Below are 23900 nucleotides of genomic sequence, written 5' to 3' on the forward strand. Positions count from 1 at the left end.
CGTTTACGGCGTGGACTACCAGGGTATCTAATCCTGTTCGCTCCCCACGCTTTCGCTCCTCAGCGTCAGTATCGGCCCAGAGACCCGCCTTCGCCACCGGTGTTCCTCCTGATATCTGCGCATTTCACCGCTACACCAGGAATTCCGATCTCCCCTACCGCACTCTAGTCTGCCCGTACCCACTGCAGGTCCAGGGTTGAGCCCTGGATTTTCACAGCAGACGCGACAGACCGCCTACGAGCTCTTTACGCCCAATAATTCCGGACAACGCTTGCACCCTACGTATTACCGCGGCTGCTGGCACGTAGTTGGCCGGTGCTTCTTCTGCTCCTACCGTCACTTTCGCTTCGTCGGAGCTGAAAGAGGTTTACAACCCGAAGGCCGTCATCCCTCACGCGGCGTCGCTGCGTCAGGCTTTCGCCCATTGCGCAAGATTCCCCACTGCTGCCTCCCGTAGGAGTCTGGGCCGTGTCTCAGTCCCAGTGTGGCCGGTCGCCCTCTCAGGCCGGCTACCCGTCGTCGCCTTGGTGGGCCGTTACCTCACCAACAAGCTGATAGGCCGCGGGCCCATCCCTAGCCGAAAAACTTTCCAGGTCAGAAGATGCCTTCCGATCTCATATCCGGTATTAGACCCGGTTTCCCGGGCTTATCCCAGAGCTAGGGGCAGGTTGCCCACGTGTTACTCACCCGTTCGCCGCTCCGTCATCCTCCCGAAGGAGGAGCGTCGCTCGACTTGCATGTGTTAAGCACGCCGCCAGCGTTCGTCCTGAGCCAGAATCAAACTCTCCGTGAATGTTTTATGACTTGGCCGCTTTAGCGGCATTGTCGACACAGAAAAGCTACCGAAGTAGCCATTTGATAGCTGACCAATCCGAGCTAGCTTGCTCGTATCAATCAAAGAAATTCGTACATGAGCACCAACCGAAGCCGGTGATCACGGACGAGGTAATGCTTTTTATGGCACTAACTTTCGGCACACTGTTGAGTTCTCAAGGAGCGGACGCACACCTTCGGGAACCTCTCGGCTCACTCTGGGGCAACCTATGTAACGCTAGTCGGTCCGTTTCGCTGAGTCAAACTGACTCGCTCGGCCCGTGCCTGACCAGTGTAGCTCGATCCGAAGACCTGCTAGATCCGTGGATCCGCTACCTGGCGGCGTCTCATGCTAATCGGTCCGTTTCGCAGAGTCAAAGTGATCTGCTCGGCCCGCACCAACCAGTGTAGCTCTCGATCCGAGGATCCTGCCACCTGGCGGCCCGCCCGGCCGGCCCCCGCATTCGGGCTCCGTTCGCCGTGCAGACGAAACAGTAGCTGGCCCTCCTGCGCAGGTCAAATCCTGGCTTGGGAGTGCTGACAGGCCTGATCCGTTCTGCAGATTACAACCAGACCCTGCCTTGATTCAGTCCCGCTCAGCAGTGATCCGGACCACCTTCCGCTTGCCGACGGCTAACAGCCGGCCGGCCAGTTCGGCGGCCGGGAGCTCGTAGCCGCCCCGGCTCACCGGCACGCCGTCCACCTTGACCGCTCCGGCGTCGATCAGCCGCCGGGCAGCCGAGCTGCTCTCGGCCAGGCCCGCGGCGGTCAGCAGCGCCGGCAGGTGCACCTGCTCCGACAGCCGGGTGCTGAAGACCGGGGCGTCGGTGGGCAGCTGATGGTCGCGAAAGATGGAGTTGAACCGCTCCTCGGCGGCAGCCGCGGACTGCGCGTCGTGGTAGAGCGTGACGATCTCGCGGGCCACCCGGCGCTTGGCCTGGTTGGCCCGCGCTCCTCCCGCGGCGACCTCGGCGGCCAGCTCACGCACCTCGGACGGGTGCAGCATGGTGCACAAGCTCGCGTACAGCTCCACGACCGGATCCGGGATCCGCATCAGCTTGCCGAACTGCTCCGTGGCGGGCTCGGCGATCGCGATGAAGTTGTTGAGCGACTTGCCCATCTTCTCCACGCCGTCGATCCCGACCAGCAACGGCACCGTCAGCACCGCCTGCGGAGGCTGGCCCGCCGCCTTCTGCAACACCCGGCCCACCAGGTTGTTGAAGGTCTGGTCGGTCCCGCCGAGCTCGATGTCGGCGCGTATCTCGACCGAGTCGATTCCCTGCAGCAACGGGTAGAAGAACTCCGAGAGGGTGATCGGGGTGTTGGCGGCGAACCGCTTGGCGAAGTCGTCGCGTTCCAGCAACTGGGCCACGGTCAGCTGGCGGGTGTAGCCCAGCAGCTGCGCCAGGCCCATCGAGCCCAACCAGTCGGCGTTGTCGCAGATCTCGGTGCGGGCCGGGTCCAGGACCTTCATCACCTGGTCGAAGTAGCCCTGGGAGTTGGCGATCACCTGCTCGGCACTCTGCGCCGACCGGGTGGCCGTCTTGCCGGACGGATCGCCCACCTGGCCGGTGAAACCGCCGACCACCAGCACGGCCAGGTGCCCGTAGTCCTGGAACTGGCGCAGCTTGCGCAGCACCACCGCGTGCCCCAGGGTGAGGTCCTTGCCGCTGGGGTCGATACCGAGCTTCACCCGCAGCGGCCGGCGCTCCTGGGCGGCGGCCAGCAATCGCTCGGCCAGGCCGTTCGCGGGCAGGATCTGCGCCGCGCCGGCGGCGAGCACCTCATGGGCCGCGCGCAGTTCAGGCGGCAACGAGTCGATCAGCGACTCCTCGGATTCGGTGCTCACGATGGTCCAGTCTGCCGGGTGCCGGCAATCCGTTTCCTACCGCCCGGACGGTAGGCCGACACGCTGGGCTCCTCCGGCAACCAGAACCGCCACGGGTGCTCGGCGGCGGCTGCCACCCCGACCCGCGGACCGGTGCGGTAGTCAGCCGGCGGCCCGAGGCCGGTGAGCCGGACCGGCGAGCGGGGGTCCAGCAGGTCCAGGCCGGTGCATTCGCCGCTCAGCCCGAGTACCCGGGCCAGCCGGGCCGGTCCGCTGGCCAGCTTTCCCGCGCCCAGGCGCGCCGCGGTCGCCGTCCGGGCCTGCGCGACCGGTTCGCCGTCGAGGATCTCCGCCGCCCGGAACAGCACCGCCGCCGCGGTGCCGGGCTGCCCGCAGGTCACGTTGGCGCACCAGTGCATGCCGTAGACGAAGTAGCAGTACAGCCGGCCGGCCTCGCCGAACATCACCGCGTTGCGCTTGGTCTGGCCCCGGTAGGCGTGCGACGCGGCGTCGAGCGAGCCTTCATAGGCCTCGACCTCGGTGATCCGCACCAGCACCTCGGCGCCGGCGATCCTGCTGAGCAGAGTCGCGCCCAGCAGCGCCGGCGCCACCTGCAGCGCCGGCCGGGCCAGCAGCTCGCGATCGATGCTCACACCGGACAGTGTGCCAACCGGCGCTATCCAGCCCACTCCTGGTGGCCGGCCAGCACCTCGCGCAGCCGGCCGAGCTGCTCGGTGACCCGGGCCGGCGCGGTGCCGCCGTGGGCCGAGCGGCTGTTCAGCGATCCGGCCACGCTCAGCACCGAACGGACCTGCGGAGTGAGGTGCTCGGAGATCCCGGCGAAGTCGGAGTCGGAAAGCTCGGCCAGCTCCACACCGCGGGACTCGCAGAGCCGGACGCACTCCCCCGCCAGCTCGTGCGCCACCCGGAAGGCCACCCCCTGGCGAACCAGCCACTCGGCCACGTCGGTGGCCAGCGAGAAGCCCTGGGGAGCCAGGGACTCCAGCCGCTCGGTGTCGAAGACCAGGGTGGCGATCATGCCGGTGAGCGCCGGGAGCAGCAGTGACAGGTTGTCGATCGAGTCGAAGGCCGGCTCCTTGTCTTCCTGCAGGTCGCGGTTGTAGGCCAGCGGCAGGCCCTTCAAGGTCGCCAGCAGGCCGGCGAGGTTGCCGATCAGCCGGCCGGCCTTGCCCCGGGTCAGCTCCGCGACGTCCGGGTTCTTCTTCTGCGGCATGATCGACGAGCCCGTGGAGTAGGCGTCGTCCAGCGTCACGAAGGAGAACTCCTTGGTGGCCCACAGGATGACCTCCTCCGCCAGCCGCGACAGGTCGACCGCCAGCATCGCGGTGACGAAGCAGAACTCGGCCACCACATCCCGGGCCGAGGTGGCGTCGACGGAGTTCTCGGCCGCCGAGTCGAAACCCAGCTCGGCCGCCACCGCCTGGGGGTCCAGGCCCAGCGACGAGCCGGCCAGCGCGCCGGAGCCGTACGGGCTGACCGCGGCGCGGGCGTCCCAGTCCCGCAGCCGGTCCACGTCGCGCAGCATCGCCCAGCAGTGCGCCAGCAGGTGATGGGACAGCAGGATCGGCTGGGCGTGCTGCAGGTGGGTGCGCCCGGGCATCGCCACCCCCAGGTGCCGCCGCGCCTGCTCGGCCAGGGCGGCCACCAGCCCGCACAGCTGGCCGGCCAGCACCCGGGCCTGCTCGCGCAGGTACATCCGGATCAGGGTGGCGATCTGGTCGTTGCGCGAGCGCCCGGCCCGTAACCGCCCGCCCAGGTCGGGCCCGGCCCGCTCCAGCAGGCCGCGCTCCAGAGCGCTGTGGACGTCCTCGTCGTCAGGGTCCGGGCCGAACGCGCCGGAGGAGATGTCGGCGGCGAGTGACTCCAGGGCCGCCAGCATGCCGGTCAGCTCGTCGGAGGTCAGCAGCCCGGCGCGGTGCAGCACCCGGGCGTGCGCCCGGGAGCCGGCGATGTCATGGCGGGCCAACCGCCAGTCGAAGGAGGTCGACAGCGACAGCGCCGCGAGCTCCGGAGCGGGGCCGCCGGCGAACCGGCCGCCCCACAACTGCCCGCCCGGCCGGTCACCGGCCGGCTGCGGGGCATCGCTCACTTGCCCAGCCGCTGCTGCCGCCGCGCCGCGATCCGGCTCGGCAGGCCCCAGAGCTGCACGAAGCCCTTGGCAAGGCTCTGGTCGAAGGTGTCCCCGGTGTCGTAGGTAGCCAGGTCGAAGTCGTACAGCGAGCCCTCGCCGCGCCGCCCGGTCGCCACCGCCCGGCCACCGTGCAGCCGAAGCCGGATGTCACCGGTGACGTACTGCTGCGAGGACTCGACGAACTCGTCCAGAGCGTGCCGCAGCGGTGAGAACCACAGCCCGTCATAGACCAGCTCGGTCCAGCGCTGCTCGACCGAGAACTTGAACCGCCGCAGGTCTCGCTCGACCGTCAGGTCCTCCAGCTCCTGGTGCGCGGTGATCAGCGCGATGGCGCCGGGCGCCTCGTAGACCTCTCGACTCTTGATGCCGACCAGCCGGTCCTCGACCATGTCGAGCCGGCCCACGCCCTGGGCGCCGGCGCGCTCGTTCAGCTCCAGGATCGCCTCGAGCACCGTCACCGACCTGCCGTCGACAGCGGTCGGCACGCCGTTCTCGAAGCTGATCAGCACCTCGTCCGGCTCGCGGCTGACTGTCGGGTCGGCGGTGTAGGAGTAGACGTCCTCACCCGGGGCGTTCCACGGGTCCTCCAGCCTGCCGGTCTCCACCGCGCGTCCCCAGAAGTTCTGATCGACCGAGTACGGCGAGCGCTTGGACTGGTCGATGGGCAATCCCCGCTCCTCGGCGAACGCGATGGCCTTGTCACGGGTCATGCCGCTGTCGCGGACCGGGGCGATCACCTTCAGGGCAGGGGCGATGGCGCCGATGCCGACCTCGAAGCGGACCTGGTCGTTGCCCTTGCCGGTGCAGCCGTGGGCGACGGTGTCCGCGCCGTACTGGTTGGCCGCCAGCGCCAGGTGCTTGGCGATCACCGGACGCGACAAGGCCGAGACCAGCGGATAACGCTCCAGGTACAGGGCATTGGCTCGCAGCGCCGGCAGGCAGTACTCCTCGGCGAACTCGGTCTTGAGGTCCAGCACCACCGACTCGACGGCGCCGCAGTCCAGCGCTCGCTGCCGGATGTCCTCCATATCCTCGCCACCCTGGCCGACATCGGCTGCCACGCAGATCACCTCGGCGCCGGTTTCAGCCGCGATCCAGCCGATCGCCACCGAGGTGTCCAGGCCGCCGGAGTAGGCGAGCACTACCCGCTTGCTCATTCAATGTCTCCCTTTACAGATTCTTGTCAGTTGGCAGGTGTGTCAGGTGGAAGTGGACAGTTCGAGCAGGTGGGCGGCCAGCGCGGGGCCGCCGGCGGGGTCGCGGCTGATCACCACGATGGTGTCATCGCCGGCGATGGTGCCCAGCACCTCGGGAAGCCCCGCCCGGTCCACCGCGCTGGCTAGGAAGTTCGAGGCGCCCGGCGGGGTCCGCAACACCACCAGGTTGCCACTGGCCTCTGCCGAGACCAGCAGGTCACCGAGCAACCGGGCCAGCCGCTGCGGCGGCGCGTCGTGCACCAGCCGAGCCGCCAGCGGCGCGCCGTCCTGTGGCACCACGTACACCGGCTGGCCGCCGTCCGGGGTGCGAAGCTTCACCGCTCCGAGCTCGTCGAGGTCCCGGCTCAGGGTCGCCTGGGTGACCGGCACCCCGGCGTCGGCCAGCAGCGCCGCGAGCTCACTCTGCGAACGCACCGGCTGCTCGGACAGCAGGGTCAGGATCCGGGCATGCCGCGCCGCCCGGCTGGGCAGGTCGTGCTGGCCGGCAGCTGCCCGCTCCTGCCGTGCGGTGCGTGCCATCTAGGACCTTTCCAGCAACCAGGTGAGCAATGCCTTCTGGGTGTGCAAGCGATTCTCCGCCTCATCCCAGACCACGCTCCGCGGTCCGTCGATCACCTCGGCCGTGATCTCCTGGCCCCGGTAGGCGGGCAGGCAGTGCAGCACGATAGCACCGCTCGCGGCACGTTCGAGGCTCTGCGCGGTGATCGCGAACGGCCGCAACGCCTCATCCGAACCCGCCTCATCCGGCTTCTGCCCCATCGACACCCAGGTGTCGGTGATCAGGACGTCGGCGCCCTCGACCGCGGCCAGCGGGTCGGAGGTGATCGTCACCGAGCCGCCGGTGCCCGCCGCCACCGCCCGGGCCCGGTCCACGATCACCGGGTCCGGCAGGTTGCCGGCCGGCCCGCCGATCCGGATGTGGATGCCGGCCGCGGCGCTGCCCAGCAGGTAGGAGTTGCCCATGTTGTTGGAGGCATCGCCCACATAGCTCACCGTCAGGCCGGCCAGCCTTCCCTTGTGTTGCCGGATGGTCTGCAGGTCGGCCAGGATCTGGCACGGGTGGAAGTCATCGGTCAGGCCGTTGACCACCGGCACCGAGCTGGCAGCCGCCAGGGCGCTCAAGCGGTCCTGTTCGAAGGTCCGCCACACGATGCAGGCCACCTGCCGGTCCAGCACCCGGGCGGTGTCCTCGATCGGTTCACCGCGGCCGAGCTGGCTGTCCTCGGACTCGATGATCAGCGGGTAGCCGCCGAGTTCGGCGATGCCCACGCTGAAGGAGACCCGGGTGCGGGTCGAGGGCTTGTCGAAGATGACCGCCACCGCCCGCGGCCCGGCCAGCGGGCGGCGGGAGAACCGGTCGGCTTTCAGCTCGTCGGCGAGGTCGAGCACTTCGATCAGCTCGTCCGGGTTGAGGTCGTCATCGCGCAGGAAATGCCGGGTCATCCGTAGGAGTCTGCCCGATCCGCCTGATCGGCCCGCACAGCCTCGATCGCGGCGCGCAGAGCGTGCAGCGCTTGCTCCACCTCGGACTCGGTGACGATCAGCGGCGGCGCCAGCCGCAGGACGTTCGGCCGGACCGGGTTCACCAGCAGCCCCCGCTCGCGAGCCGCCTGCTCGATCACGGCCGCGCAGTCGGAGGTGAGCACCACGCCGAACCACAGACCGCTGCCGCGCACCTGCTGGATCAGCGGGCTGTCCAGCGCGCGCAGCCCCGCCTCCAGGACGGCGCCGCAACGCTGGACGTGGCCCAGCAGGTCATCCCGCTCGATGGTCTCCAGCACTGCCAGCGCGGCCGCGCAGCACACCGGGTTGCCGCCGAAGGTGCTGCCGTGCGAGCCGGGGGTGAACAGCCCGGCCGCCTTGCCGAAACCGATGCAGGCGCCGATCGGCAGCCCACCGCCGAGGCCCTTGGCCAGCGTCAGGATGTCGGGTGTCACCCCGTCCGCGATGCTGGCGAACCAGTGCCCGGTGCGCCCGATGCCGGACTGGATCTCATCGATCACCAGCAGCGCCCCGGCCTCGTCGCAGATCTGGCGGGCGGCCCGCAGGTAGCCGGTCGGCGGTGGCACCACCCCGGCCTCGCCCTGGGTCGGTTCGAGGAAGACCGCCGCGACGTGGGAGTCCACCGCGGCGCGCAGTGCCTCGACCTCGCCGTAGTCGACGAAGGTGACCGGCCCGGGCAGCGGCTCGAACGGCTCGCGCTTGCTGGGATTGCCGGTGATCGCCAGCGCGCCCATGGTGCGGCCGTGAAAGCTGTTGCTGGCCGCCACCAGGCCCAGCCGGCCGCCGCTGGGATCCACCGACCGGCCGTAGAGCCGGCTCAGCTTGATCGCGCACTCGTTGGCCTCGGTGCCGTCGTTGGCGAAGAACACCCGGGCCGTCGGATCGCCGGTCAGCGACTGCAACTTCTCGGCGAGCAGGACGCCGGGCTCGTGGATGACCAGGTTCGAGCTGTGCGCCAGCGCGGCCACCTGCTCGCTGACCGCCGCCACGATCGCGGGGTGGCCGTGGCCCAGGGCCGAGACCGCGATGCCGGCCACGAAATCGAGGTAACTGCCGCCTTCGACATCGCTCACCCGGACCCCGTGGCCGGCGGCCAGCGCCAGCTGCGGGGTGCCGTAGTTGTCCATCATCACCCCGGCCCAGCGCTTGGCCAGCAGCTCGCTGGTCATGAGTTCCTCCGGTTCGCGACGGCGTCCGGGCCCGGGTCTGGCAGCACCATGGTTCCAATCCCCTCGGTGGTGAAGATCTCCAACAACAACGCGTGCGGGGCCCGGCCGTCCATGACGGTCGCCGACGGCACGCCGGCCTGGACCGCCCGCAGGCAGGCTTCCATCTTCGGCACCATCCCGGCGGCCAGGCCGGGCAACAGGGCCGCCAGCTGGCTTGCCGTGATCTCGGTGATGACCTCGCTGCTGCGCGGCCAGTCCGAGTACAGCCCGGCCACGTCGGTGAGCACGATCAGCTTCTCAGCGCCCAGCGCCGCCGCCAGCGAGGCTGCCGCGGTGTCGGCGTTGACGTTGTAGGACAACCCGTCCGCGCCCCGGGCCACGCCGGCGATCACCGGGATCCGGCCGGCGTCCAGCAGCGCGGTCACCGCACTGGGATCGACCGCCACCACGTCACCGACCTGGCCGATGTCCACCGGCGCCCCGTCGACCAGGGCCGGCCGCCGCTCGGCCCGGAGCATGCCGGCGTCCTCGCCGGACAGCCCGACGGCGAACGCGCCGTGGTCATTGATCAGGTTCACGATGTCACCGTTGACCTGCCCGACCAGCACCATGCGCACTACCCGCATCGCCTCGGGCGTGGTGACCCGCAGGCCGCCCCGGAACTCGCTCGGGATGCCGAGGCGCAGCAGGTGCTCGGTGATCTGCGGCCCGCCACCGTGCACGACCACCGGCCGCACGCCCGCGTAGCGCAGGAACATCACGTCCTCGGCGAAGCTGCGCTGCAGCTCCGGCGCGATCATCGCGTTACCGCCGTACTTGATCACCACGACCTTGCCCGAGAAGCGCTGCAGCCAGGGCAGCGCGTCGATCAGGGTGGCGGCCTGCTGGGCGGCCACCTGCGCCGAGACCACCGGCTTGGACGGCTTGTTCGGCTGGGCCGGCCGGCTCATGAGGAGTACGCCGAATTCTCTTCGACGTAGGTGTGCGAGAGGTCGTTGGTGTAGATGGTGGCGGTGGCGGCCCCGGCGTGCAGCGCCACGTCGATCCGGACCTGGCGTCCGGTCAGGTCGACCAGCTCCCGGCTCTCGCCGGCCGCGCCGCCGCGACAGACTTCGACGCCGTTGATCGAGACGTCGAGCTGGTCGGCCTCGAACACCGCGGTGGTGGTGCCGATCGCCGCCAGCACCCGTCCCCAGTTCGGGTCGTTGCCGAACAGCGCGCACTTGAGCAGGTTGTTGCGGGCGATCGCGCGGCCGACCTGCACCGCGTCGTCCTCGTCGGCCGCGCCGGACACCACGATCTCGACCTCTTTGGTGGCGCCTTCGGCGTCGGCGAGCAGCCGCGCGGCAAGTTCGGCGCACACCGCGTGCACCGCCTGCGCCAGCTCGGCCTGCGACGGCGCCACCCCGGAGGCGCCACTTGCCATCAGCACCACCGTGTCGTTGGTGGACATGCAGCCGTCGGCGTCCAGCCGGTCGAAGGTGCTCGAGACCGCGGTCCGCAGGGCGGCGTCGGCCATCGGCGCGTCCACCGCCGCGTCGGTGGTCAGGACGCAGAGCATGGTGGCCAGGCTCGGCGCCAGCATTCCGGCACCCTTGGCCATCCCGCCGACCGTCCAGCCGTCGGGGTGCCGGACGATCGCGGTCTTGGCCACCGAGTCGGTGGTGCGGATCGCCTCGGCCGCGTCCAGGCCGCCGTCAGCGCCCAGGGCGGTGACCGCCTGGTCGATGCCGGGCAGCAGCTTGTCCATCGGCAACCGCTCGCCGATCAGGCCGGTCGAGCAGATCAGCACGTCGGCGGCGCCCGCGTCGATCAGCTTCGCGACCCGCTCGGCGCTGGCATGGGTGTCGGCGAAGCCGGCCGGGCCGGTGCAGGCGTTCGCGCCGCCGGAATTGACCAGCACCGCCCGGGCGATGCCGTCGCCGACCACCTGCGCCGACCAGAGCACCGGCGCGGCCTTGACCCGGTTGGCGGTGAACACCGCCGCGGCGGCCTGCAGCGGACCGTCGTTGATCACCAGCGCCAGGTCCGGGCCCTTGGTCTTGAGGCCGGCGGCGATCCCGGCCGCCCGGAAGCCTCCGGCGGCGGTGACGCTCACGGAGCGACCCCGTTGGCGGACAGGCCGGCGGTCTCGTCCAGGCCGAGCATCAGGTTCGCGTTCTGGATCGCCTGGCCGGCCGCGCCCTTGCCGAGGTTGTCCAGGGCGCTGGTGAGGATCACCCGCCCGGAGTTGAGGTCCACCGCGGCCTGCAGCTGCACCGAGTTCGACCCCAGGGTAGCCGCGGTGTGCGGCTGCCGCCCGTCAGGCAGCAGGTGCACGAACGGCTCGTCGGCATAGGCCTCGGCCAGCACCTCGCGCACCTGTTCGACCCGCAGCCCGGACGAGCTGGGCCGGGCGGTCACGGTGGCCAGGATGCCACGGGCCATCGGCGCCAGCACCGGCGTCATCGACAGGGTGCGGGCGCCGGTGGCCTGCAGGATCTCGGGGACGTGCTGGTGCGCGCCGACCTTGTAGGCCGACAGGTCCGCCATCACCTCGCTGCCCAGCAGCGCGATCTTGGCCGAGCGGCCGGCCCCGGAGGTGCCCGAGGCGGCCACCACCACGACATCCTCGGCCTCCACCACGCCGGCCGCGATCAGCGGCGCCAGCCCGGTGATGACCGAGACCGCGTAGCAGCCGGTGTTGGCCACCCGGTCACTGGCGGCGATCACCGCCCGCCGTCCGGGCAGTTCGGGCAGGCCGTAGGTCCAGGTTCCGGCGTGCGGGCCGCCGTAGTACCGCTGCCAGGCGTCGGCGTCGGCCAGCCGGAAGTCGGCGCCCAGGTCGAGCACCTTGGACCGGTCCGGCAGCTGGGCGACCAGGGCCGCCGAGGCGCCGTGCGGCAACGCCAGAAAGATCAGGTCCGCGCCGGCCAGCACGTCGGCCGAGGTGTCGCTGAACACCAGGTCGCGGTAGCTGATCAGGTGCGGGTGGGTGTCGGTGGCCGGCTGGCCGGCCTGGGAGTGAGCGGTGGCCGCGACCACGTCGAGGTCCGGATGGCCAGCCAGCAGCCGGAGCAGCTCGCCGCCGGCGTAGCCACTGGCACCGGCGACGGCGACGGAGATACCCATGCGAAACATTATGCATGTTCACGCAAATAAATGCGATGCCGGGTTAGCGGCTCACAATGATGGGTCGGAAATCAGGTCGTGCGGTCGCTCACTTCTTGCTGTGCTTCTTGGCGTACAGCCGCTTGCCCTTCAGGTTCTTCTTGTCCTCGGTGCGCATCTCGTCCTCGCTGCTGTAGTCATCCTCGCGCTGCGGGGACATCACGTCATAGATCGCGCCGTCCTCGGTGTCCATGTCAGCGCGGTCGGCGTCGCCGTTGAACACGTCGTAGAACCCGCCGACCTGCTTGCGACCCGCATCGGCGCTCTCGATGAACTTGAAGGTCTCCAGGAAGTCGTCGAAGGTCTTCGTGCCGGCCGCGATCAGCCGCAGGTTGGCGCGGTAGATCTTGGCCGCGCCCTGCTTGCGCCACTCCTCGGCGAGGTACACGGTGACCGTCATCATGGCCGCGGCACGCAGCTCGAGCTGTGTTTCCAGCGCCGACTCGTCGAAGTCGAGCAGGGCCTGGGCGATGTCGCTGTCGGACTCGCCGCCGCTGCGCAGGCCCTCCACGTAGCTCTGGTAGGTGTCACCGAGCTTGCTCTTGCCCCAGTTCTTGGCATTGGAGCCCAGCTTCGGCGCGCCCCGTTTGTACACGGCGCTGATCGGGCCGCCGAAGGCGTCGACCGACACCCCCTGGCTGGTCTTGGTGAAGTCCTTGTACTGCTGGAAGTTGGTGTGGTGAAACGGGTTGGTCGAGGCGTCCAGAAGGTCGGCCGGGGTGTCGATGACCCACCGATCCTGGGAGTCTCGATTCCAGGCCTCGAGCAACCCCTTGCGCAGGTCCTTGTCGTTGGTGACCTCGTTGACGTAGTTGGTGACCGTCTGCATGCTGACGGTGATGTCGATGGTGTTGGCCTTGGCGTAGCTGACGGCGTCGGCCCTCTGCCGTCGGATCACCTGGGCGCCGCCGGCGGAGACCGCCAGGCCGGTCAGCGCCACCGTACGCGGCCGGGGCTGCTCGGTGGTGGGCTGCTCGGTCGTGGGCTCGGCGTGGTCGCGGCACTCGCCGCGCACCTGCTGCCCGGCCCGGTCACGGGAGGCGTGCGAATGAGTCACAGCGGCGTCTCCGATCAGAGATGGGCACGCAAAAACTAACACCGGGCGTATCTCCTGGGCAATCTCCGCCGCTCTGGCGAGGCCTTCGACGTTTCAGATCCGCCCCGCCAGGCAGCCTGCACCCTGAGCTTTCAGCCGCGCAGCACAGCGCCCAGCCGCGACCCGGCCTCGGCGATCGCCGCGTCGCGTGCGGCAGTCGCCTCCTCCACCGTCAGGGTTCGGTCGAAAGCCCGGAACCGCAGCGCGAACGCCAGCGACTTCAACCCGGCCCCCAGCCGCTGGTCATCGGTGTAGACGTCGAACAACCGGGCCGATTCCAGCAGCTCGCCGGCGCCGTCGCGGACCGCCGCCAGCACCTCGGCGGCCGGCACCCCTTCCGCCACCACCAGCGCCAGGTCGAGCAGCACCGGCGGGTAACCGGACAGCACCGGCGCCTGGGCCGGCGGCGGCGGGCCGAAGGCGTCAAGGTTCAGCTCCATCGCGCAGGTGCGCGCCGGCAGGTCCAGAGCCGCGATCAGCCGCGGCGTCAACTCGCCGGAAGTGCCGACCACCTCGCCGTCCAGCAGCAACTGCGCGCAGCGGCCCGGGTGCCACGGCGCGACGTCGGCCTTGCGGACCTGCAGCTCCCGCCTAGCCTCCCGGGCGACCAGCCGGGCGGACTCGATGGCATCAGCCCAGCAGGCGGCCCGGCCGGTCCCCCACCAGCCCGGCAGCTCCACGTCACCGGTCAGCACGGTCGCCAGGTACCGGGGCTGGACCGGGACGGTCCGGGCGAGCGCGGCCAGCTCGGCGTCGCTGGGCCGGTGCTCGACGCTCGGCCGGGGCGCGGGATCGGTGCTCTCGGCCGGCAGGTAGACCAGGCCCATCTCGAAGACCGCCAGCTCCCGGTTGCCCCGGCCCAGGTTGCGGCTCAGGTTGGCCAGCAGCCCCGGCAGCAGCGAGGTGCGCAGCTCCGGCTCGGTCTCCGAGATCGGGTTGGCCAGCCGCAGCGCCTGCCGCCTGCTCGCATCCGGCGGCAGGCCGAAGGTGTCGTGGACGGCCGGCGAGACGAACGGGTAGTTGATCACCTCGGTGTAGCCGGCCTCGGCCAGCGCCCGGGAGACCGACCGGCGCAGGCGCTGCTCGGCGGTCCAGCCGCGTCCGGCGGGCGCGGTGGGCAGCACCGAGGGCACCTTGTCATAGCCCTCCAGCCGCACCACCTCTTCGATCAGGTCGGCCGGATCGGTGAGGTCCGGACGCCAGGTCGGCGGGGTCACCGACAGCACCGTCTCAGCGGAGTCCGGACCGGTTCCAGCAGCCATCGCGACCTGGCAGCCGACCTGCTCCAGCCGACGCCGGACGGCCTCGGTGGCGATCGGCGTTCCGGCCAGCTCACCGGGCCGAGCCGCCGGCAGCGTGATCGGCAGCGGCTCCGGCCCGTCGCCGACCACCGTGCCGCCGGCGACCGCGGTGGCCCCGCCGTGCTCGATCAGCAGGTCGACGCAGCGCTGCAACGCCACTGCCGCCATCGCCGGGTCGACGCCGCGCTCGAAGCGCTTGGCGGCCTCGGAGGGCAGCTTGTGCCGGCGGACCGCCCGGCTGATCGACGCCGGGTCGAAGTGGGCCGCTTCGAGCAGCACGTCGCGGGTGTCGGAGGACAGCTCGGTGGCCGCGCCGCCCATCACGCCGGCCAGCCCGATCGGGCCGCGGTCATCGGTGATGACCAGGTCCTCGGCGTCCAGGGACCGGACCGCGCCGTCCAGGGTGGTGAGCTTCTCCCCCGGCTCGGCCCGGCGCACCCCGATGGGGCCGGTCAGCAACGCCTGGTCATAGCCGTGCAGCGGCTGGCCGGTCTCGAGCATCACGTAGTTGGTGATGTCCACGGCCAGCGAGATACCGCGCATCCCGCAGGCCCGCAGCCGCCGGGCGATGAACTCCGGCGTCGGGCGCCGGGCGTCGAGCCCGGTCACCGCCCGCACCTCGAACCGGTCGCAGCCGGCCGGGTCCGAGACCGACACCGGGTAGCCCGGGGCGGCGCCTGGGTCGGCGGCCGGCGCGCGCACGTCGGAGAACGCCACGTCCAGCGCCGCGGCCGCCTCCCGGGCCAATCCCCGGACGGCCAGGCAGTAGCCGCGGTCGGCGGTGACGGCGATGTCGAGCACCGCGTCCCGCATGCCGAGCGCGTCCAGCGCGTCCTGGCCGGGCTGTCCGCAGTCCGGCGGCAGCACCAGGATCCCGGAGTGCTCCTCACCCAGGCCCAGTTCGCGGGCCGAGCAGATCATGCCGTCCGAGATACGGCCGTAGGTCTGGCGGGCCGTGATCGGAAACGGCCCGGGCAGCACCGCACCGGGCAGCGCCGCCACGATCAGGTCGCCCTCGGCGAAGTTGCGAGCGCCGCAGACGATGCCGCGCGGCTCCGGCTCACCGACGTCGACCAGGCAGTACCGGATCGGCTTCTTGAACTCGGAGAGTTCCTCGATCGAGCTGACCCGGCCGATGAGCAACGGCCCGCTGACCCCGTCGGCCGGCGAGGAGACCCGTTCGACCTCCAGCCCGACCCGGACCAGCGCCTCGCCCAGCGCCGGCCCGCTCAGCCCGGCCGGCAGCGCGGCGAACTCCGCGATCCAGGACACCGGCGCGCGCATCAGGCCTCCATTCCGAAGGCCTGGGTGAACCGGACGTCGCCCTCGACGATGTTGCGCAGGTCGGCGGCGTTGTTCCGGAACATCATGGTGCGCTCGATTCCCATTCCGAAGGCGAAGCCCGAGTAGACCTCGGGGTCGATGCCGCAGGCCCGCAGCACCCGCGGGTTGACCATGCCGCAGCCGCCCCACTCGATCCAGCCCTCGCTGTCGCAGGTGCGGCACGGCCGGTTGGGGTTTCCGGCGGACTCACCGCGGCAGACGAAGCACAGCAGGTCGGGCTCGGCGCTCGGCTCGGTGAACGGAAAGTAGGACGGCCGCAGCCGGGTGACGATCCCGGGGCCGAAGAAGGCCTGGGCCATGTGGTCCAGGGTGCCCTTGAGGTGCGCCATGGTGATGCCCTTGTCGATCACCAGGCCCTCCACCTGGTGGAACACCGGCGAGTGAGTGGCGTCCGGCTCGTCGGTGCGAAAGACCTTGCCCGGGCAGATGACGTAGATCGGCGGCTTGCGGGTGAGCATCACCCGCGCCTGCACCGGCGAGGTGTGCGTGCGCAGCACCAGGCCGCTGTCGGCCGAGCCGTCCGGCGCGGCCACGAAGAAGGTGTCCATCAGGGTCCGGGTCGGGTGGTCGACGCCGATGTTCAGGGCGTCGAAGTTGAACCACTCCGCCTCGACCTCCGGTCCCTCGGCGACCTCCCAACCCATCGCGGTGAAGACGTCGCCGATCAGCTCTTGGGTGGTGGTCAGCGGGTGCCGGGCACCGGTGATCCGGCGGTCCCAGGGCAGCGTCACGTCGACCGACTCCTCGAGCAGCACCCGGGCGTCGCGCTCGGCCTCGAGCTCGGCCAGCCGGGCGGCGTAGGCCTGCCGGACCTCGGTGCGGGCGGCGTTGACCCGCTTTCCGGCGTCGGACTTCGCGGCCGGCGGCAGCGCCGCGATCTCGCGGTTGGCCAGCGCCAGCGGGGACCGGTCACCGACATGGGCGGCCTGGGCGGCCCGCAGCTGATCCAGGTCAGCGGCCTTGGCCAGAGCCTCGCGCGCCTGGGCGACCCCCGCTGCCAGGGCGGCCGGGCTCAGCGCGGCGACCTGCTTGGGGTCATAGGGGTCATTGGCGCCAGACATGGAAGTCCTTCTTCGACTGGGTCATTCGACTGGGGTCATTAGCCCCGAGGGGAGCTGACTAGCAGTCTAGGAGAGCGGCTGAAGCCGATTTGCCCGTGCCGAGGCGTACAGGCAGACGGCGGCGGCGGCGGCCAGGTTCAGGCTCTCGGCCCGGCCGTGCACCGGCACCCGCACCGACCGCTCGGCCGCCCGCAGCAGGTCGGCGGGCAGCCCCCTGGCCTCGTTGCCGAAGATCCAGGCGGTCCGGCCGCGCAGCATGCCCTGATCGGTCAGCTCGTCGAGATCCAGGTCGGCCGCTGCGGTGGTGGCCAGGGTGAGCAGGCCGGCCGCGCGGCACTCGGCGATCGCGGCGGCCGGGTCCAGGCCGGTGACCACGTCGAGGTGGAACAGGCTGCCGGCGGCGGCCCGGACGGCCTTGCCGTTGTAGGGGTCCACCGAGTCGCCGGTGAACAGCACCGCGTCGGCGCCCGCTGCGTCGGCGGTGCGCAGGATGGCGCCGGCGTTGCCGGGGTCATTGGCCTCGACCAGGATCGCGACCAGCCGCGGTTTTCTGGCCAGCGCGTCGGCCAGGCTGACGTCGAGGGTGGCGCAGACCGCGACCAGGCCCTGCGGATGCACGGTCTCACTCAACGAGGCGGCGGCCCGGTCGCTGATCTCGGCCACCGATCCGGCGGCGGCGTGGGAGAGCACGTCGGCGTGGCGCTGGGCAGCCGCCGCCGTGGCGAACACCTCGAGCACCGTGCCGGGGCGCAGCAACGCCTCACGGACCGACTGCACGCCCTCGGCAAGAAACCGCCCGGCTTCGCGGCGGCCCCGAGGACTGGTCAGTCGTCGGGCCGCCACGAGCCGGGCGTTGGAGTCGGAAAGCACCGACCGCGCGATTACGCGGCGGGCGTCTGGGCGGCGGCGCCGCCGATGCCCTCAGCCTCGACAGCCTTCTTCGCGACCGCGACCAGCGCCGCGAACGCCGGGGCGTCGGTGACCGCGAGGTCGGCCAGCACCTTGCGGTCGGCCTGGACGCCGGCCAACCGCAGCCCCTGCATGAAGCGGTTGTAGGTCATGTCGTTGGCGCGGGCGGCCGCGTTGATCCGGGTGATCCACAGCTTGCGGAAGTCGCCCTTGCGCGCCTTGCGGTCGCGGTAGGAGTACGTCGCCGAGTGCAGCAACTGCTCCTTGGCCTTGCGGTACAGCCGCGAACGCTGGCCCCGGTAACCCGAGGCCGCTTCGAGGGTCGTCCTGCGCTTCTTCTGGGCGTTTACCGCCCGCTTGACGCGTGCCACGTTGGTAGTCCTTGTTCATCAGGCCGAGCTGGAGGTCCGGGGTGTCCGGCCAGCGGCTCAGCGGGGACGATCTGCGGGTTGGATCAGCGGCCGAGCATGCGCTTGACGCGCGGGACGTCGACGGCTGCGATCGTTTCGGTGCCGGCCAGGCGCCGGGTGAGCTTGGAGGACTTGCGCTCCAGCAGGTGGCGCCTACCCGCGCGCTCGGTCAGCAACTTGCCGCTGCCGGTGATCTTGACGCGCTTCTTCATCCCCGAGTGGGTCTTGTTCTTAGGCATAGGAATCCTTCTTCGTGAGTGCCGGCCATCTGTCCGGATGGCCGGCGGAACCAGTGCCGACGGCTCTGGGCTGGTGGCCTAGGCCTGCGGCGCTTGCTCCTCGACGGTCTTTGCGGGGCGGCTAGCTGCTTTGGTGCTGCGATGCGGAGCAACGACCATGACCATGTTGCGGCCGTCCTGCTTGGGCGATGACTCCACGAAGCCGAGTTCGGTGATGTCCTCAGCCAGCTTCTGCAGCAACCGGAACCCGAGTTCTGGCCGGGACTGCTCGCGACCACGGAACATGATCGTGATCTTGACCTTGTCACCCTGCTTGAGGAACCGCTCGACGTGACCCTTCTTGGTCTCGTAGTCGTGCGGGTCGATCTTCGGACGGAGCTTCATTTCCTTGATCACGGTCAGTGCCTGATTGCGCCGGGCCTCGCGGGCCTTCTGCGCGCTCTCGTACTTGAACTTGCCGTAATCCATGAGCTTGCAGACCGGTGGCCGCGCCATCGGCGCCACCTCGACGAGGTCGAGGTCGGCTTCGGCGGCCAGTTCGAGGGCTTTGCCGATCGGCACGATGCCGACCTGCTCGCCCTCGGGCCCGACGAGTCGGACCTCGGGAACGCGAATCCGGTCATTGATCCGGGGTTCAGAGCTGATGGGGCCTCCTAGGTTGTGCTGCTGGATGGAGGCTGCCGCACTGCCGCGAGTGCTGGATAAGGCACTGGCGACAATGACAACGGCCCCGCTGCAACCGATGCAGTCGGGGCCGGAGATCTCCGCGATCCGGACAGCGCCCAAAGGACCGGCTGATGCCGGAACAACGGGTACCGCCTGGCACCGCCGTGAGGCGGTGCTGGACCGAACCCGGCTGCCGTGAGGCTGCGCGGGTGGGAAACCGGGGCTTCCGCTTGCACGCCGGCTCGTGCCTTGCGGGCACGGAACTGACGGGTCGCGTGTGAAGGGTAGCAGCGTGAGCACCGAGCACCCAAACGGTCAGGCGCACCCGACGCGCCCCAGCCCGGCCAGGAGCCGGATGAAAAGTCCGGCTTATTATGATGTTGGCCTGTCGGGTGCCGGATTGAACCACTGATTTCGGCAAACAACTCGCGCCACGCCGCACATTCGGTTTACTGTGCCTTAACGCGCGGGGGGCCGTGAAGTAAGTCGACAGGGAAGTCTTGACGTGACCCGACGCTGCACCCCGCCCCGTTCCCGCATCCTCGGACTGGCCGGCAAGGCCGCCGTCGCCACCGTGATAGCCGGCCTGGCAGCCTTCGGCGGCGTCCAGTCCGTGGCTCTCGCCGCAACCCCGAGCGACCCGATCGGCTACCTGGACCAGGTGATCCCGAGCGGATCCACCGCCATCAGCGTCCAGGGATGGGCCGCCGATCCCGACAACCTGGCGCTGCCGCTGACCGTCCGGGCCACCCTGGACGGAGCCGGCGCCGGTCAGGTCGTCACCGCGGTGTCGCGTCCGGACGTGGTCAAGGCCCTCTCCACCGGTCCGACACCGGGCTTCGCGATGACGCTGGCGGCCCAGCCGGGCAGCCACACGGTCTGCGTCACGGCCGTGAACATCTCAGCCGGTGGCGACACCTCGCTCGGCTGCCGGACGGTGGTGGTGCCCGCGCCGATCGGCAGCACCCCGACCGCCGCCGAGATCGCCGCTCGCAGCCCGTTCGGAGCGCTGGAGAAGGTCAGCGCCAGCGGCAACACCGTCACCCTGACCGGCTGGGCGGCCGACCCGGACAACCTGGCCCAGCCGCTGAAGATCAACGCCGGGTACAACGGCAGCGCCGCGGTCATCACCTCGGCGAAGGTGGTGTCCAGGCCTGACATCGCGCTGTCCCGCAACGTCGGCGGCAACCAGGGGTACTCGGTCACCATCACGCTGCGCGACGGAAACCACCTGGTCTGCGCGGCGGCCGTCAACATCGGCGTCGGGGTCAACCGGCAGCTCGGCGCCTGCCTCAAGGTCTCCGTCGGGCTGACCGCCGCCGAGATCGCGGCCCGCAGCCCGCAGGGAGCGCTGGAGGCGACCCGCGCCCAGAGCGCCACCAGCATCGGCGTCCGCGGCTGGGCCTCCGACCCGGACAACCGGGCTGCCTCGATCAAGGTGGTGGCCTACCTCGATGGCGCGGTGGCCGCCACTGTGACCGCCTCGGTGCCCCGACCGGACCTTCTCAGCAGCCAGCCCCAGGTCGGCCCGGCGGCCGGCTACTCCTTTTCCATCCCTGCCAGCACCGGCTCGCACAACGTCTGCCTGTGGGCGCTGAACATCGGTGTCGGGAACAACAAGCTGCTCGGCTGCGCGGCGCTGAGCACCCCGGCGGTGACGATGCTGCCCGGCCCCGCGCCGGCGACCCCGGCCGCCAACACCAAGATCGTCACTCTGGCCAAGACGTTCATCGGCAAGCCCTACGTCTGGGGCGGCGCCAGCCCGGCCGGCTTCGACTGCTCAGGGCTGGTGCAGTACAGCTACCGGACCGCGGCCGCGCTCAGCACCCCGCGGATCGCCCAGGACCAGTTCCGGGCGGCCCGGATGATCCCGGCCGCTCGAGCGGTGCCGGGTGACCTGGTCTTCTACTCCGACAACACCGGCAGCGTCTATCACGTCGGGATCTACACCGGGCCCGGCATGACGGTCGCCGCCACGAACCCGGCCGGCGGCGTCCGGTCCCAGGCGATCTGGGACAGGACCGCCACCTTCGGCAGCTTCACCCACGCCTGAGCCGTCCTGCCTGAGCCCGTCCCCGCCGTAGCCGTCCTGCCTGGCTGTAGCCGCGTGCCCTGATCGGCGCGCGGCTCAGCGGGAGGCGGCGTGCAACGCGCGCAGCCCCTGCATGACCCGGACGCTGCGCTCGCCGTCCCCCCGCTGGACGGCGTACAGGGTGATCAGCTCGTCACCGGGCAGCACCAGCCGGGCGAACCGGGCCTTGGGTGGAAACTCGATCGCGGTGACCAGTGCCCAGTCCACGTGCCGGTAGCCGCCGAAGAAGCCGCGGCAGTCCACGCCCCGGGCGTCGGCGCGCAGCCGGGGCCGGGTCACCGAGAGGATGCCGAGAGCGGCCAGCAGGCCGGTGCCGGCGATGCCGAACTGGTCGGCGGTGCTGAAGCTGAAGCCGTCGGCGGTGCTGCGCAGGATCACCGCGGCGAAGCCGAACAGGGCCAGCACCACCACGGCGGCCAGCACCGCGATCGGAGTGGCCCGGACCGGCCGGGCGCTGACCTGCCGCGGAGTCCGGGTCTCAGAAGTGTCGTGGGCCGCCGGCTCGGTCATCGCGCGGCCCTGCCGGCTGCGCTCGTCATAACCGGCAGGCATGGATGTCGGTGACCAGGATGGCGCGCGCCCCGATCTCCCAGAGCTCGTCCATGATGCGGTTGGTGTCGCGGCGCGGCACCATCGAGCGCACCGCCGACCAGCCCGCGGTGCGCAGCGGCGAGACGGTCGGGGACTCGAAGCCCGGAGTGACCGCGACCGCCCGCTCGACCAGGTGATCGGCGATGTCGTAGTCCATCAGCACGTACTGCCGGGCGATCATCACGCCCTGCAACCGTCGCACCAACTGCTCCACCGCGGACGACGAGGCCGCCCCGGTGCGCCGGACCAGCGCCGCCTGGGACCGGAACAGCGGCTCGCCGAAGATCTCCAGCCCGGCCGCGCGCAGCGTGGTTCCGGTCTCGACCACGTCGGCGATCGCGTCGGCGACATCGAGCCGGACGGCGGTCTCGACCGCGCCGTCGAGCTTGATCACCTCCGCCTCGACGCCCTGCTCGGCGAGGTAGTGCGACAGCAGGCCCGGATAGGCGGTCGCGATCCGGCGCCCGCGCAGGTCTGTCAGGCTCTTGCTGGAGCCGATGTCGGCGGCGAACCGGAAGGTCGAGCTGGCGAAGCCCAGCTGCAGGATCACCTCGGCCTTGGCGCCGGAGTCCAGCAGCAGGTCCTCGCCGGTGATGCCGACGTCCAGCCGGCCCGAGCCGACGTACAGGGCGATGTCACGGGGGCGGAGGAAGAAGAACTCGGTGCTGTTGTCCGGGTCCTGCAGCACCAGTTCGCGGTTGTCGTTGCGCTGGCGGTAGCCGGCCTCGCGCAGCATCTCACTGGCCGGCTCGGCCAGCGAGCCCTTGTTCGGCACGGCGACCCGCAGCAGGTCGGTGGCGTTCAGATCGGCGGACACGGGCGTCTACAGGTGCCGGTAGATGTCATCGAGGGTGAGGCCCTTGCCCAGCATCAGCACCTGGACGCGGTAGAGCAGCTGGCTGATCTCCTGCGCGGTCCGGTCCGCGGACTCGTGCTCGGCCGCCATCCAGACCTCGGCCGCCTCTTCCAGCACCTTCTTGCCCTGGGCGTGGACGCCGTCGTCCAGGGCCGTCACGGTCGCCGAGCCGGCCGGCCGGTCGGCCTGGCGCCCGGTCAGTTCGGCGAAGAGTTGGTCGAAGGTCTTCATCGCCGCTGAGCCTACGACCCGGCGGGCCCGCAGAGCCGAACCGGGGGCCGGCAGGGGCCACCGAGCGGCGTGTCCGGCCGCTCGGTGGCCGCGCGGACGGATCAGGCGCCGGCGTCGATGATCGCCGCCACCGGGCCGCCGCCGTCCGGGCCCTGGTGGGCGGCCGACACCGACACGAACACGGCCGGGTCTCCGGTGACCGAGGCGGCCACCCCGCCCACCGCCGCCTTGATCTGGCGGTGCCAGTGCACGTCGGAGTCATCGAGCATGGCGTTGCGCCGGCCGCGGACGGCGCCGTCCTGGCTGGCCTCGCACTTGAGGAAGACGTTGACCAGCCGGCCGTCGAGGTCGGAGCTATGCGGGCGCTCGGGCAGGTCCAGGCCGGCGTCGCGGATCGCCGCCCAGATGCCGTCGGCGTCCAGGGCGTCGGACATCACGTTGTGCCCGATCCGGTACCGGCCGCCGATCCCGCGGGCGTTGCCGACCACCACCACCTGGGCCCGGTCCAGCTCGACCCCGGAGGAGCAGGAGGCCACCGAGGAGAACAGCGACCGGTTCCGCATGACGTCGGCGTCGGCGGGCATCTCGATCTCGCCCAGGGCTACCGCGATGCCGAGGGCGGTGCAGCCGTTGGAGACGTCCATCGAGTGCAGGGTGTCCTCGGTGAAGACGTCGTGGCCGCGGCTCTTGGCGTCGCGGATGGTGTCGATGGTCAGCAGCGGCGTCTTGGTCTGGACGTAATGCACGTCGGCGACGTCGGTGATGCCGGCCTTGCCCATCGCCTCGGTGACGGCGGCCGCCACCTTGCTGATCATGGCGGTGCGGCCGATGTCTTCGGGCGCCAGCACCTCGCTCATCGCGAACCCGACGGTCAGCCGGGGTTCATCGGTGGCCGGGGCCGATGCCGGATCGGTGGTGGCGAAGATGGTGGCGTGCGGGGAGATGACGCCGTCGGTGCCGCCGGACCAGACGATCGGGATCTGCTTGACCTGCTCGGCGGACCGGCTGCCGTGGGCCATGATCACCTCGCGGAAGGCCCGGTCGGCGATGATCCGGGTGTAGTCGTTGACGCCGCCGTTGCCCTCGGTCTTGCCGATCACCGCGACCACCCGGTCGGCCTCGAGCACGCCGTCGGTGATCAGCGCCGTGAACTCGCTGGCATCGGACACGCTGTGCAACGCGACCTTGCGTACCTCAATCGGGTCAGGCATCGGTTCTCCTTGTCAGGTCGAGCGATTGTCGGGACGAGCGATTGTCGGGTCGAGCGATTCT

The 23900-nt window shown here is 70.6% G+C and carries 22 protein-coding genes and 1 rRNA gene; 1 reads left to right on the forward strand and 22 read right to left on the reverse strand.

Annotated features, from left to right (window positions below; genetic code table 11):
• From VF557_13015 to infC, 18 genes are all read right to left on the reverse strand, one after another.
• Nucleotides 1–793, reverse strand: a 16S ribosomal RNA gene (locus tag VF557_13015); the annotation flags it as partial.
• 606 nt (nt 794–1399) lie between these two features.
• Nucleotides 1400–2662 (reverse strand): tyrosine--tRNA ligase, encoded by a 1263-nt coding sequence (tyrS, locus tag VF557_13020; protein HEX8081124.1) that lies wholly within the window; start codon nt 2660–2662, stop codon nt 1400–1402.
• Entirely contained in the window at nt 2659–3294 is a 636-nt protein-coding gene (locus tag VF557_13025) for a DNA-3-methyladenine glycosylase (GenBank protein ID HEX8081125.1), read from the reverse strand. The genes tyrS and VF557_13025 overlap by 4 nt, the downstream gene beginning before the upstream one ends.
• A gap of 23 nt (nt 3295–3317) precedes the next feature.
• Nucleotides 3318–4751, reverse strand: coding sequence for an argininosuccinate lyase (gene argH, locus VF557_13030; GenBank protein HEX8081126.1), 1434 nt, complete (start codon nt 4749–4751; stop codon nt 3318–3320).
• Nucleotides 4748–5950, reverse strand: coding sequence for an argininosuccinate synthase (locus tag VF557_13035; GenBank protein ID HEX8081127.1), 1203 nt, complete (start codon nt 5948–5950; stop codon nt 4748–4750). Before VF557_13035 ends, argH begins: the two co-directional genes overlap by 4 nt.
• Nucleotides 5951–5992: 42 nt before the next feature.
• Complete coding sequence (locus VF557_13040; GenBank protein ID HEX8081128.1) at nt 5993–6529, reverse strand: arginine repressor; 537 nt, start codon at nt 6527–6529, stop codon at nt 5993–5995.
• Nucleotides 6530–7453 (reverse strand): ornithine carbamoyltransferase, encoded by a 924-nt coding sequence (gene argF / locus VF557_13045; GenBank protein ID HEX8081129.1) that lies wholly within the window; start codon nt 7451–7453, stop codon nt 6530–6532.
• Nucleotides 7450–8682, reverse strand: coding sequence for an acetylornithine transaminase (locus VF557_13050; GenBank protein HEX8081130.1), 1233 nt, complete (start codon nt 8680–8682; stop codon nt 7450–7452). The genes argF and VF557_13050 overlap by 4 nt, the downstream gene beginning before the upstream one ends.
• On the reverse strand, nt 8679–9632 hold the full coding sequence (gene argB, locus VF557_13055; protein HEX8081131.1) for an acetylglutamate kinase: 954 nt from the start codon (nt 9630–9632) through the stop codon (nt 8679–8681). The genes VF557_13050 and argB overlap by 4 nt, the downstream gene beginning before the upstream one ends.
• The gene (gene argJ, locus VF557_13060; protein ID HEX8081132.1) at nt 9629–10780 is read right to left on the reverse strand and encodes a bifunctional glutamate N-acetyltransferase/amino-acid acetyltransferase ArgJ; all 1152 of its coding nucleotides are present in this window, start codon (nt 10778–10780) and stop codon (nt 9629–9631) included. The genes argB and argJ overlap by 4 nt, the downstream gene beginning before the upstream one ends.
• Nucleotides 10777–11793, reverse strand: a complete 1017-nt coding sequence (gene argC / locus VF557_13065; GenBank protein ID HEX8081133.1) for an N-acetyl-gamma-glutamyl-phosphate reductase — start codon at nt 11791–11793, stop codon at nt 10777–10779. The genes argJ and argC overlap by 4 nt, the downstream gene beginning before the upstream one ends.
• An 88-nt stretch (nt 11794–11881) precedes the next feature.
• Entirely contained in the window at nt 11882–12889 is a 1008-nt protein-coding gene (locus VF557_13070; protein ID HEX8081134.1) for a hypothetical protein, read from the reverse strand.
• Between the two features lie 131 nt (nt 12890–13020).
• Nucleotides 13021–15513 (reverse strand): phenylalanine--tRNA ligase subunit beta, encoded by a 2493-nt coding sequence (gene pheT, locus VF557_13075; GenBank protein ID HEX8081135.1) that lies wholly within the window; start codon nt 15511–15513, stop codon nt 13021–13023.
• Nucleotides 15513–16634, reverse strand: coding sequence for a phenylalanine--tRNA ligase subunit alpha (pheS, locus tag VF557_13080; GenBank protein ID HEX8081136.1), 1122 nt, complete (start codon nt 16632–16634; stop codon nt 15513–15515). Before pheS ends, pheT begins: the two co-directional genes overlap by 1 nt.
• A 66-nt stretch (nt 16635–16700) precedes the next feature.
• Entirely contained in the window at nt 16701–17504 is an 804-nt protein-coding gene (locus tag VF557_13085; protein HEX8081137.1) for an RNA methyltransferase, read from the reverse strand.
• A gap of 11 nt (nt 17505–17515) precedes the next feature.
• Nucleotides 17516–17914: a 50S ribosomal protein L20 gene (gene rplT, locus VF557_13090; protein HEX8081138.1), complete on the reverse strand. Its 399-nt coding sequence runs from the start codon at nt 17912–17914 to the stop codon at nt 17516–17518.
• A gap of 83 nt (nt 17915–17997) precedes the next feature.
• Nucleotides 17998–18192: a 50S ribosomal protein L35 gene (gene rpmI / locus VF557_13095; protein ID HEX8081139.1), complete on the reverse strand. Its 195-nt coding sequence runs from the start codon at nt 18190–18192 to the stop codon at nt 17998–18000.
• Between the two features lie 78 nt (nt 18193–18270).
• Nucleotides 18271–18978 (reverse strand): translation initiation factor IF-3, encoded by a 708-nt coding sequence (gene infC / locus VF557_13100; protein ID HEX8081140.1) that lies wholly within the window; start codon nt 18976–18978, stop codon nt 18271–18273.
• 385 nt (nt 18979–19363) lie between these two features.
• On the opposite strand from infC, the gene VF557_13105 reads away from it, so the two are divergent.
• Nucleotides 19364–20911, forward strand: coding sequence for a C40 family peptidase (locus VF557_13105; protein ID HEX8081141.1), 1548 nt, complete (start codon nt 19364–19366; stop codon nt 20909–20911).
• 75 nt (nt 20912–20986) lie between these two features.
• On the opposite strand, the gene VF557_13110 is transcribed toward VF557_13105, so the two are convergent.
• The 4 genes from VF557_13110 to VF557_13125 all read right to left on the reverse strand — a co-directional run bounded on the left by VF557_13110 (nt 20987) and on the right by VF557_13125 (nt 23839).
• Nucleotides 20987–21502, reverse strand: a complete 516-nt coding sequence (locus VF557_13110; GenBank protein ID HEX8081142.1) for a PH domain-containing protein — start codon at nt 21500–21502, stop codon at nt 20987–20989.
• Nucleotides 21486–22358 (reverse strand): ATP phosphoribosyltransferase, encoded by an 873-nt coding sequence (gene hisG, locus VF557_13115; GenBank protein HEX8081143.1) that lies wholly within the window; start codon nt 22356–22358, stop codon nt 21486–21488. Before hisG ends, VF557_13110 begins: the two co-directional genes overlap by 17 nt.
• Before the next feature lie 6 nt (nt 22359–22364).
• The gene (locus VF557_13120) at nt 22365–22628 is read right to left on the reverse strand and encodes a phosphoribosyl-ATP diphosphatase (protein ID HEX8081144.1); all 264 of its coding nucleotides are present in this window, start codon (nt 22626–22628) and stop codon (nt 22365–22367) included.
• A gap of 101 nt (nt 22629–22729) precedes the next feature.
• Entirely contained in the window at nt 22730–23839 is a 1110-nt protein-coding gene (locus VF557_13125) for a ring-opening amidohydrolase (GenBank protein ID HEX8081145.1), read from the reverse strand.
• Nucleotides 23840–23900: the final 61 nt, after the last annotated feature.

This window comes from Jatrophihabitans sp. (assembly GCA_036389035.1).
In the GTDB taxonomy this organism is placed as follows: Bacteria; Actinomycetota; Actinomycetes; order Mycobacteriales; family Jatrophihabitantaceae; genus Jatrophihabitans_A.